The sequence below is a fragment of the Mycobacterium sp. genome (assembly GCF_035499775.1).
Lineage (GTDB): Bacteria > Actinomycetota > Actinomycetes > Mycobacteriales > Mycobacteriaceae > Mycobacterium.
Genome location: NZ_DATJYB010000407.1, coordinates 1 through 10,878, shown reverse-complemented (window position 1 = coordinate 10,878; position 10,878 = coordinate 1). Strand labels below are relative to the sequence as shown.

The 10,878-nt window shown below is 66.7% G+C and carries 9 protein-coding genes and 1 pseudogene; 4 read left to right on the top strand and 6 right to left on the bottom strand.

What is annotated here, in order from left to right; all coding sequences use genetic code 11:
* The 3 genes and pseudogenes from VML93_RS25240 to nuoN all read left to right on the top strand — a co-directional run.
* Nucleotides 1-445, top strand: a pseudogene (locus VML93_RS25240) (NADH-quinone oxidoreductase subunit L); the annotation flags it as partial.
* Nucleotides 439-2,085 (top strand): NADH-quinone oxidoreductase subunit M, encoded by a 1,647-nt coding sequence (locus tag VML93_RS25235; RefSeq protein ID WP_414686441.1) that lies wholly within the window; start codon nucleotides 439-441, stop codon nucleotides 2,083-2,085. The pseudogene VML93_RS25240 and the gene VML93_RS25235, both read left to right, overlap by 7 nt.
* Entirely contained in the window at nucleotides 2,082-3,671 is a 1,590-nt protein-coding gene (gene nuoN, locus VML93_RS25230) for an NADH-quinone oxidoreductase subunit NuoN (RefSeq protein ID WP_325615007.1), read from the top strand. The genes VML93_RS25235 and nuoN overlap by 4 nt, the downstream gene beginning before the upstream one ends.
* 22 nt (nucleotides 3,672-3,693) lie before the next feature.
* On the opposite strand, the gene VML93_RS25225 is transcribed toward nuoN, so the two are convergent.
* Nucleotides 3,694-4,326: a hypothetical protein gene (locus tag VML93_RS25225; protein WP_325615006.1), complete on the bottom strand. Its 633-nt coding sequence runs from the start codon at nucleotides 4,324-4,326 to the stop codon at nucleotides 3,694-3,696.
* Nucleotides 4,327-4,616: 290 nt separating this feature from the next.
* Between VML93_RS25225 and VML93_RS25220 the strand changes: the two genes are divergently transcribed.
* Entirely contained in the window at nucleotides 4,617-6,734 is a 2,118-nt protein-coding gene (locus VML93_RS25220) for a serine/threonine-protein kinase (protein WP_325615005.1), read from the top strand.
* A 6-nt stretch (nucleotides 6,735-6,740) separates the two neighbouring features.
* On the opposite strand, the gene VML93_RS25215 is transcribed toward VML93_RS25220, so the two are convergent.
* The 5 genes from VML93_RS25215 to VML93_RS25195 all read right to left on the bottom strand — a co-directional run.
* Nucleotides 6,741-7,190, bottom strand: coding sequence for a hypothetical protein (locus VML93_RS25215; RefSeq protein WP_325615004.1), 450 nt, complete (start codon nucleotides 7,188-7,190; stop codon nucleotides 6,741-6,743).
* A gap of 7 nt (nucleotides 7,191-7,197) precedes the next feature.
* Entirely contained in the window at nucleotides 7,198-8,457 is a 1,260-nt protein-coding gene (locus VML93_RS25210; RefSeq protein ID WP_325615003.1) for a DUF58 domain-containing protein, read from the bottom strand.
* Between the two features lie 19 nt (nucleotides 8,458-8,476).
* Complete coding sequence (locus tag VML93_RS25205) at nucleotides 8,477-9,433, bottom strand: MoxR family ATPase (RefSeq protein ID WP_325615002.1); 957 nt, start codon at nucleotides 9,431-9,433, stop codon at nucleotides 8,477-8,479.
* A 19-nt stretch (nucleotides 9,434-9,452) separates the two neighbouring features.
* The gene (locus tag VML93_RS25200; RefSeq protein WP_325615001.1) at nucleotides 9,453-9,935 is read right to left on the bottom strand and encodes a hypothetical protein; all 483 of its coding nucleotides are present in this window, start codon (nucleotides 9,933-9,935) and stop codon (nucleotides 9,453-9,455) included.
* A partial coding sequence (locus tag VML93_RS25195) for a DUF4129 domain-containing protein (protein ID WP_325615000.1) occupies nucleotides 9,932-10,878 on the bottom strand: 947 nt, incomplete at its 5' end. The genes VML93_RS25195 and VML93_RS25200, both read right to left, overlap by 4 nt.

Here is a 10,878-nt window from a genome sequence, read left to right as displayed (position 1 = left end):
CCTGCAGCACTGGCTCGAGCCGGTCGTCGGAGTTCACGAGGAGAGCGCCCAGGCGCTGCCGTGGTGGGTCAGCACCGGCCTGGCGCTGGCCGTCGTCGCGGTCGGAATCGCCGTCGCCTACCGGATGTACGGCGGCAGAGCGGAAATCCCGAGTGTGGCCCCCGTTCAGGTCTCCGTGCTGACGACGGCGGCACGCAACGACGCCTACGGCGATGCCTTCAACGAGGAGGTGTTCATGCGCCCCGGTGCGCAGCTGACCAGCGCGCTGGTCGAGGTCGACAACGCGGGTGTGGACGGCTCGGTGAACGCTCTGGCCGGATTGGTGAGCCTGACCTCGAACCGCCTGCGGCGAATGCAGACCGGTTTCGCGCGCAACTACGCGTTGTCGATGCTGGCGGGGGCGGCCCTGGTGGTCGCGGTCCTCCTGGCGGTGCAGCTGTGGTGAACCTCAACATCCCCTGGCTGAGCGTGCTGTGGCTGGTGCCGCTGGCGGGATCGTTGCTGATCATCCTGCTGCCCCCGCGGTTGCGGGAGTTCGCCAGATGGACCGGCCTGTTCGTCAGCGGGCTGACGCTGGTGGTGGCGATCGCTGTCGCGGTCGGATTCGACAGCTCACCCAACCCGGGCGCCCCCTACCAGTTCGTCGAAAGCCACCCGTGGATACCGGCATTCGGCGCCGGCTACTCCCTGGGCGTGGACGGCATCGCGGTGGTGCTGGTGCTGCTGACCGCGGTGCTGATGCCGCTGCTGCTGGTGGCCGGCTGGAACGACGCGACCGACGCTGACGACCCGCTGCACCCGGCTTCGCCGCGCTTGCGATCGTCAGGCGGTGAACGCAACCCCCGGGGCGTGCACGCTTACGTCGCCCTGACACTGGCCATCGAGTCGATGGTGCTGATCTCGGTGGTCTCGCTGGACGTGTTGCTGTTCTACGTGTTCTTCGAGGCCATGCTCATCCCGATGTACTTCCTCATCGGCGGCTTCGGTCAAGGCCCCGGACGCTCGCGGGCCGCGGTGAAGTTCCTGCTGTACAACCTGTTCGGCGGGTTGATCATGCTGGCGGCGGTGGTCGGGCTGTATGTCGTGACCTCGCAGCACGGCTCAGGCACGTTCGACTTCCAGCAGATCGTGACCGGCTTCAAGATGGGTTACTACCGCGCGGACCCGGCCGTGATCAAGGCGCTGTTCCTGGGCTTCATGTTCGCGTTCGCCATCAAGGCCCCGCTGTGGCCGTTCCACCGCTGGCTGCCCGACGCCGCGGTCGAGTCCACACCGGCCACCGCGGTGCTGATGATGGCGGTGATGGACAAGGTCGGCACGTTCGGCATGCTGCGCTACTGCCTGCAGCTGTTCCCCAGCGCGTCAACGTATTTCCGCCCCCTGATCGTCACACTGGCCATCATCGGGGTGATCTACGGCGCGATCGTCGCGATCGGCCAGACCGACATGATGCGGCTGATCGCCTACACCTCGATCTCCCACTTCGGGTTCATCATCGCCGGCATCTTCGTGATGACCAGCCAGGGACAGAGCGGGTCGACGCTGTACATGCTCAACCACGGCCTGTCCACCGCGGCGGTGTTCCTGATCGCCGGCTTCCTGATCTCGCGCCACGGCAGCCGGTCGATCTCCGACTACGGCGGCGTGCAGAAGGTGGCCCCTATCCTGGCGGGCACGTTCCTGGTTTCGGCGATGGCCACCCTGTCGCTGCCCGGTTTGGCCCCGTTCATCAGTGAATTCCTGGTCCTGCTGGGCACTTTCAACCGCTATTGGCTGGCGGCGGCGTTCGGTGTCACCGCGTTGGTCCTGGCGGCCATCTATATGTTGTGGCTCTACCAGCGGGTGATGACCGGACCGGTGGCCAAAGGCAACGAACGGATCCGTGACCTGATGGCGCGCGAAATGGTCGTCGTGGCACCGCTGATCGCGCTGCTGCTGGTGCTCGGGGTCTATCCAAAACCGATGCTGGACATCATCAACCCCGCGGTCGCCAACACCATGACCACCATCGGTCAGCATGACCCCGCACCGCGCGTGCCACCGGGCAAGGGCACACCCCGCACAGCCGAAGGACCGCACCGATGACCCTCCCGACCCCCAGCGTCGAGTACTTCCTGCTGTGCCCGATGCTTATCGTCTTTTCGGTAGCGGTGGTCGGCGTGCTCGTGGAAGCGCTCGTGCCGCGACGGGCCCGGTACGGCGCGCAGGTGACACTGGCCCTCGGCGGTTTGATCGCGGCGTTCGTCGCGATAGTCGTGGTGGCCCGCTCGCTCGACCCGTCCGGTCGTGCCGCGGTGCTGGGCGCGGTGGCCATGGATCGTCCGACACTGTTCCTGCAGGGCACCGTGGTGCTCGTTGCGGTCATTTCGGTCATCTTCATGGCCGAGCGCAAGTCGCACCCAGCGGCAGTGCAGACCAAAGTGCCTGTGGCCGCTGGACATTCGGGCGGGTTGGATTCCTTTACCCCGCAGGCATCGGCGGTCCCGGGCAGCGAGACCGAGCGCGAGGCGGAGCGGGCGGGGGCCGCCCAGACGGAGCTCTTCCCGCTGGCGATGCTGTCCGTCGGCGGCATGATGGTGTTCCCCGCGTCCAATGACCTGCTGACGATGTTCGTCGCGCTGGAAGTTCTATCCCTGCCGCTGTACCTGATGTGCGGGCTGGCCCGGCACCGCCGCCTGCTGTCGCAGGAAGCGGCGATGAAGTATTTCCTGCTGGGCGCGTTCTCGTCTGCGTTCTTCCTCTACGGTGTGGCGCTGCTCTACGGCGCGACGGGCACCCTGACCCTGCCGCTCATCAGCAAAGCGCTTGCTACGCATGGCGACACGTCGATGGCGTTGGTCGGCGTGGCGCTGCTGTCGGTCGGCCTTTTGTTCAAGGTCGGCGCGGTGCCGTTCCACTCGTGGATCCCCGACGTGTACCAGGGCGCACCCACCCCGATCACCGGGTTCATGGCGGCGGCCACCAAGACCGCGGCCTTCGGCGCGCTGCTACGGGTGATCTATGTTGCGCTGCCCCCGCTGCATCACGACTGGCGGCCGGTGCTGTGGGCGATTTCGATCCTGACCATGACGGTGGGCACCATCACCGCGGTGAACCAGACCGACGTCAAGCGCATGCTGGCCTACTCGTCCGTGGCACATGTCGGTTTCATCCTGACCGGTGTGATCGCCGACAACCAGACGGGGCTTGCCGCGACGTTGTTCTACCTGGTCGCCTACAGCTTCAGCACTGTGGGCGCGTTCGCCATTGTCGGCCTGATCCGCAATGCCGACGGTGTAGAGGATGCCGACCTGTCGCACTGGGCCGGGCTCGGACAGCGCTCTCCCATAGTGGGAGTGATGCTTTCGATGTTCTTGCTGGCCTTCGCCGGCATTCCGCTGACCAGTGGATTCGTCAGCAAATTCGCAGTCTTCAAGGCCGCTGCCGCGGGCGGCGCGGTGCCGCTGGTGGTGATCGGTGTGATCTCGAGTGGGATCGCCGCGTACTTCTACGTGCGGGTGATCGTGTCGATGTTCTTCACCGAACCAACCGACGACACACCGCAAATCTTCACGCCGGGCATCTTGAGCAAGGCCGCAATCGCCGTATGCGCCGCGGTCACGGTGGTTTTGGGCATCTTCCCGCAGCCGCTGCTCGACCTGGCCAACCAGGCCGCGCAGTTGCTGAACTGATTAGAGCGCGGTCAAGTCTGGCTCAGAACACCTGGTCCGCCATGGTCGACAGGCCGTTGTCGCACGTCACGGTGACGTGCCAGTTCGAGCCTGATGCGGGTCCGGGACGGTCGAGCCGCGTCTCCGCAGAGCCCGCTACGGTGAAAGTCGCGGTGTCCGTCGGATGGAACGTGACGGCCGGACCCGAGGTCGCAACAGCCGAATACAGGCAACCCACCGGAGGCTTGCCGGCGTTATTGGTAATCGACACAAAAGCGGGGATGCCGCCCGGCCCTCCGGGGCCGTACCGCAGCAGCAGCTGCGAAGGCGGCGGAGGCGGCGGCAGCGCCGGTGGGGGTGCCGCCGGTGGGGGTTGCGCTGCGGGTGGTGCCGCCGGTGGGGGTGCCGGCGCCGGGGGTGCCGTCGGATCCGGTGTCCATTCGTCGGTCGCAACGAGCGAGAAGCTTGCCGACGACGGGCCGCCCGTCCCGGTTGTGCCGCCAAGAGTCGTGCCCGGCTCGCCCGGCCCCGACACGATAATGCCGACCGCAGCGCCTAACGCTGCAAGCGCCGCCGCAATGAGAATGCCGGGGCGCCGGTACTTCTGGGCGCGAGCGCGCCCGCCTGGCGAGCTTACGGCGGCCTCATCGGGGCGCCGCGAGTAGCTGATGAACACCTTCGCGGACGCCTCCTCGGTCCTTAGTCCCCAGGGCGGGGTTTGCCATAGTATACGAGGCGCCCGAAGACAATGCGGCAATAGTCAAAGACCGGCGCAGTATTCGGTCTTGGACAAACCCGCCCCCGCGGCACGCGCCGTCATTGAGCCCGAAAATCCCGGAATCGGGGTTCGCACCTGCACCGAGTGTCCGCGCCGGCCGAACAGGTACCGGACTACGGTCCCCGGATTGCGCTGAGCCGGTTAAGGTGATCGTCTGATCTAACGCCACATTTGCCCGGAGGGTCGCAGTGGACGGGACGCCGTTCGGCCGGTACCAACTCGTCGAGTTGCTGGGCCGTGGCGGCATGGGCGAGGTCTGGCGGGCCTACGACACCGCGATCGGCCGGGTGGTGGCGCTGAAGGTGCTGCCCGCCAACCTCGCCGACGACGAGACCTTCCAGGAACGCTTCCGCCGCGAGGCGCGGGCGGCGGCCACCCTCGACGAGCCCCACATCGTCCCGATCTATGACTTCGGCGAGATCGAAGGCCGCCTGTACGTGACGATGCGGCTCATCGACGGCCGTGACATGCAACACATCCTGGCCGAGGGGCCGATGGAGCCGCTGCGCGCCGTCGTCATCATCGAGCAGATCGCGTCGGCGCTGCACGCCGCACACCGAACCGGGTTGGTACACCGCGACGTGAAGCCGTCCAACATCCTGGTCGCCGAGGATGACTTCGCGTATCTGATCGATTTCGGCATTGCCCGCACCGTCGCGGACACCTCCGGGCTCACCGAGACCGGCAAAGTGATCGGCACCTGGGCCTACCTGGCACCGGAACGGCTGACCGACGGTGTGATCGAGCCGCAGGCCGACATCTACGCCCTGACCTGCGTGCTCCACGAGTGTTTGACCGGCAGCCAACCGTTCCCCTCCAACAGCCTCGAACAACAGATCGCGGCGCACCTCTCGAAGCCGCCGCCGCGCCCGTCGGCACTGCGTCATGAACTCCCCGCCAAAGTGGATCCCGTCATCGCGAAGGGCATGGCCAAGAACCCCGAGGAGCGCTACTCGACCACCCGGGAGCTGGCCAAAGCCGCGCGGGAGGCGATCACCGACCCGAAACCCAGACCTCGCTCCGCGCCGCCGCCCAGACCCCACACCGTGCCGCCGCCCAGATCTCCGCAGCCCGTCAGCCGTGACATCCCGCGCCCCGCCCCCGTCGACGTTCGGCCGCCTCCGCCTCCTCCGTCGCCGCCGCCTCCGCCGCCGCCTCCTCCACCGACGCCTCGGCCTGCTTCGTCTCCGCCCGTTCCGCCGTTGCAACCGGCCATGAGCGGTGACGTGCCGCTAGATGCGCCTACCGAGATCACCCCGGCCCCCCGCCCCAAGCCGTCCCCGCCCGCGCCGGATGTCCCTGCGCCGACCGGCCCGGTCAACAACCGCAAACGTCGCGGCATCGCAATAGCGGCCGCAGTGGCGGTGGTGGCAGTCGTCGCGACCGTCGTCGCCCTACTGATGACCAACCGCGGCGGTGACCGCAACCCGGTCGCCGCCAGCCCTTCGAGTACCGCACTTCCCAATACCGGACCGTTCACCGGCGTGTACCGCGCCGACTTCGGCCCGGAGAACACTGTCTTCGGAAAACCCCTCGACGGCGGCACGGCAAGCGCCGGCTTCAACATTCGTTCAGCGTGCGGAGCGAACGGCTGTGTGGCGATCGCTGTCGCTTCCCGGGCATCGGTCATCCAAAAGACGCTGGTGTTCGACGACGTCGGCGGGAACTGGCTCTCGGTGGGGGTCGCAAACGGAGCACCAGATTCCGTGTCGCCCGGACTGCTCAAGAGTTGTAAAGACGGCAATTTCGTCGATATCTGGGAAGTGATCACGCTACGGCCGAAGCCTGACGGCACCCTGTCGGGCCAATACACCGCGGCCAATCAGCACGGCTGCGGCACCACCCGGACCGTGACGTTCACCCGAACCGGAGACGTCGAAGTCGCCAGTCTGCCCGACCCGGGAAGCCAGGCACGACGGGTCGTAACGCCCGCCGAGGGTCTACGCGGCCATTACCGCCGGACATTCGCCTGGCCGGGCAGGCGCGCTCCGACCGTCAGCGAGACCAACGTCACCACGGATTGTCTGCGCACGGGCGATCGCTGCCTGAGCTACTTTCACGACGCAAACAGCGCGGATGTGATGATTTTCGCCGACGGGAAATGGACGTGGAACACCGACCACGACTACGACTGCTCACCCACCGAGCACACCCACAACACGGGCACTGCCGAATATCCGCTCCCGGCAGGGGCGCCGAATCCGATCGTCGTTCTGACCGGCCAAGGACACAGCGAAGTTCCGCCAGGCACCACCTGCAGCGGTAGTTTCGATTTCCAAGCCAAGTACGAACGTATGGGCGACTGACCGCGATCAGCCCAGGAACGCACGGGTGGCCACCACGTAGATCGCCAGAACCACCAGCGGCGCCACCAAAGGCAGCCACGGCAACTGTAGCGGGAATGCCGTCGCAGCCAAGCCCGCACAGGTAAACCCCACGGCCGCAACGGTTGTCGGCCAACTACCCAGGACCGAGCCGACGGGCGTGCCCACTGCGTGCCGGCACACCAGGTAAGCCGCGCCGCACAGTCCGGACAGTCCGGCCAGCAGTCCCGGCGGATCGGACAACACGATGACGCACACCGTCAGCAGCACGGCAAGCGTTGCGGCCGAACGAAATACGATCCCGACACCCACCGCTACCAGCGCTGCCAATCCTGCGGCGAAGGCCGGTCCCTGGGATCCGAGCGCGGCCAATCCGACCATCAGAAACCCGAATGCCGCTGCCAGGGCACGGGCTCCAGGTTGTGCCAGGGTCGGCATGACGGCACTATCTCCGGGTCCGCCGACGGCGGTCGGGCAGCCCACCCATCGACTGCTCCAAAGCGTCGCCTCCCCGCCAGCTCACCACGTCGACACCCACCGTGGCCATGTCGCGATACATCGAGGAGCGCTGCAACCCCCACATCCGGACCACCAGGGGATCCTGCTCGCCCTCGAATGGTGAGCTGTCCAGCACGTCGACGGCCACCACGACATGGCCGCGCTTGCGGAGGTCGATCAATGCCAACGCGAATTCGGTGTCGAGCAGCGTGGAGAACGCGATGATGATCGCCCCGGCGGGGACGGCCGCTCGGGGCGCCAATGTCCCGGTTGTGCTTTCGAATCGATCTCCGGCATCGAGCACGGTATCGAGGATCCGGTAGAACTGGCGTTGCCCGATGTCGGCGCCGAGCCACCTGGGGCGGTTGCCGCCAAGCGCGACGATGCCGGCGCGGTCGCCGTTTCGCAACGCCGTCTGCACCACCTGTGCGGCGCCGCGCACGATTCGTTCGGTGGCCTCGGTCGCCGGGCCCGGCGGCTGCTGATAGGTGTCGATCAGCACCACCACGTCGGCGGCGCGGTCGGTCAGTCGCTGCGTCACATGCAACCGTCCGCGACGCGCGCTCACCGGCCAGTTCACCGCGCGCAGTTGGTCGCCGGGCACGTAGGGTCGAATGTCGGCGTACTCGACGCCCGGGCCGATGTACCGGGTGAGGTGGGCGCCCAGCCGGTCAAGCAACTCGGTACGCGGGATCGCGGTCGACTGCGGCGGTGTCAGCGGAAACACGATGACGTGGGCGGCATCAACGGTCGCGGTCCCGCTCAGCAAGCCACCGCGTGCGACGACGTCCACCCGCACCCGGATGGGGTAGCGGCCCCAGCGTTGTGCCACCGCTGCAACCGATTTCCCGTCCCGAGAATCCGATTCGGTCACCTCGAGCTGCATTCCCTCGAGGGCCGAGACGCACAGTTCGACCCCTGCGGCGTCGGCGGATGGTGAGCCCTCGTGGGTTGCCCACACCGTCAAACGCGCCTCCTCGTTCTCAAACAGCCGCTGCGAATCCGGCTCCCCGTGCACGCGGACACTGGGCACCGGGCGCTGCCAGCTGATCGAGCACAGCACGCCGAGCAGCGGTGCGGCGAATGCGATCAGCTGCCAGCGAGCACCGATTATCGCTGCGGCCAAGGCAAATCCGGCACAGGTAGCCATCGCCAGCGTCAATTGTGATGCACGCCAGCGCAACTGGACTTCTTGACTGTTGATCACACCTGTCGCGCCCCGCGGCTCAGTTCGTTCGGGGCACGGGTAGGCGCCGCAACAGTTCCTGCACGACGTCGGCGCCCTGAATCTTTCGCACCCACATTTCGGGCCGCAAGGTGATCCGGTGCGCCACGGCCGGCGTGGCGAGTGCCTTGACGTCTTCGGGGATCACATAATCGCGGCCCAGCAGCAGGGCACGGGCACGGGCGAGTTGAACCAGGTCGAGTTCGGCTCGGGGGCTGGCGCCGACCGCGACCTGCGGATGGTGCCGGGTGGCGGTGGCCAGCGACACCACGTAGTGCAAGACGTCCTCGTGCACGCTCACCTGCTCGACCGATTCGCGCATGGCCAGCAGATCATGCGCATCCACAACCTGATTCACGGTCGCCTCCGCCGAACCGCGTTCCAGCCGGCGGCGCAGCATGGCGGTCTCGTCGCTCTCCGAGAGGTACCGAAGTTCCAGCCGCATCGCGAACCGGTCCAGTTGGGCCTCCGGCAACGGATAGGTGCCTTCGTACTCGATCGGGTTGTCGGTGGCCAGGACGATGAACGGCGTCGGCAGTTTGTGGGTTTCGCCGTCGATACTCACCTGGCCCTCGGCCATCGCCTCCAGCAGCGCCGCCTGAGTCTTGGGCGGCGTGCGGTTGATCTCGTCGGCGAGCAGCAGGTTCGTGAAAATCGGCCCGGCCCGGAATTCGAAACGGCCCGACTGCATGTCGTAGATCGTCGAGCCCAGCAGGTCCGCCGGCAGCAGGTCGGGCGTGAACTGCACCCGGGTGAAGCGAAGTCCCAACGCGGACGCGAAGGATCGCGCGATCAGGGTCTTGCCGAGGCCCGGCAGATCTTCGATGAGTACGTGGCCGCGCGCGAGGACCGCGGTGAGGATCAGCGTGAGGGCGGAACGCTTCCCCACCACGACACGTTCGATTTCGTCGAGCACTGCCTCGCAGTGGGCGGTCGTTGTCGCGGCCGGCATGGTCATATCTGGGTGGCGCCTCCAATCACACTTGCTCCAACCTGTGCAGAATCTCTTCGAGCGTCGCACGGCCGGGTCCGGGAGCGCGGTCATCCCTACCGTTGACGTTGTTCGGATTCACCCACTCCCACAATTCGGTGCCGAAGAGCATTCGGCCGGTGGCGTAATACGCCGTCGGGTCCTTGGCACGTCCTTGGCCGGTGGCGATCTCGAAGCGCCGCGCAAGCATCGGACGCAAATGCCGGTCCCAGTCCGCCCGGGTGGATTCCGACCACCGGATCGTCGTCTCGGTGGAGGATAGCCAGCGGCGCAACCCATCCCCCAGGTCGTCGGGGTTGGCGTCCACGCCGGATTCGGTGTCGTGTCCCACCAGCCGGCGGATGTTCAGCAGCACCAGAGCGACGGCGACACCCGCTCCCGCCAGCACGAACCGGCGGTCTTGCACTATCAGCGCCAGTAGCTCGATCCCGACGATCAGGCAAACACCCAGAGCGATAAGCCTTTTCACGCTACGCTCCCAGAGTCAACAGTCACGCGGGACGAGAGTTCGTCGCGCACCAACTGGAGCACGCGTACCGCCACCTCGCGGTGACCTTCGTTCATCACATGCGGACTGAACCGCGCCTCGGCGAACAGGTTCACCAGCTGCACGGCGTTATCGGCATGCAGCGCATGGTGATCGACGGCGCGGGCGAGCACCTCGGTCGGGGTGTCGAACTCCTGAGGCATCGCATCGGGGACATTTGCGAGTTCGCGTTCCATCGCCGCATAACAGGCGATGATCGCCTCTCGGGGTTCGCGGCTGAGGTCCGTGATCTCGGCCAGGCCGAGTTCGGCTGCCCGCACCAGTGATTCCGGACTTTGCGGCACTGCCGGCGATTCGACGTAATCGTCGACGATGGTTGCCGGTTTGGCTGCGCGCCACCGCCGGCGCGCCATGATGACTGCCCCGGTGATGATGATGAGCAGCGTCGGAACCGTAGTGGCAAGCAGGATTCCGAACATGTCGCCGGAGTTGTTCGGCGGCTTTTGCCTGGGCGGTGGCGCGGCACCGTTCGCAGCCGGCGACTGGGTCTGATTTGCTGCAGGCAACGAGGAACTCTGTCCGTGCTGGCCGAACAACCGGGCCAGCAGTATCGCGATCAAGAGCCAGGCGACGATCACCGCGAATCCGATCAGCAGCACCCGCCAGCTTGGCCGACCCTTGCCGCTGCCCACCATTTCGGACAAATCGCCGGTGTTGGGCGCCACTGCGCGTGGATCCCGCAATCGAGCGATGACCGCCATCGCCACCAGCACCAGCGTCACACTCAGTGCCGCGACGACAATCATCACGGCCGCCCGATTGCCGCCCATCTGCGAATGTCCGGAACGGTCATCGGCGGGAAGATACCCGCGCAGGGCAGCAGCGACCAGGATCAACAGCACTATCAGGGCGACAACGCGCCCCG

Excerpts from the sequence above, each read along its gene's own strand:
- nuoN (WP_325615007.1), top strand. The coding sequence starts at position 2,082 with ATGACCCTCCCGACCCCCAGCGTCGAGTACTTCCTGCTGTGCCCGATG.
- VML93_RS25215 (WP_325615004.1), bottom strand. The coding sequence starts at position 7,190 with ATGCCGACCCTGGCACAACCTGGAGCCCGTGCCCTGGCAGCGGCATTC.
- VML93_RS25205 (WP_325615002.1), bottom strand. The coding sequence starts at position 9,433 with ATGACCATGCCGGCCGCGACAACGACCGCCCACTGCGAGGCAGTGCTC.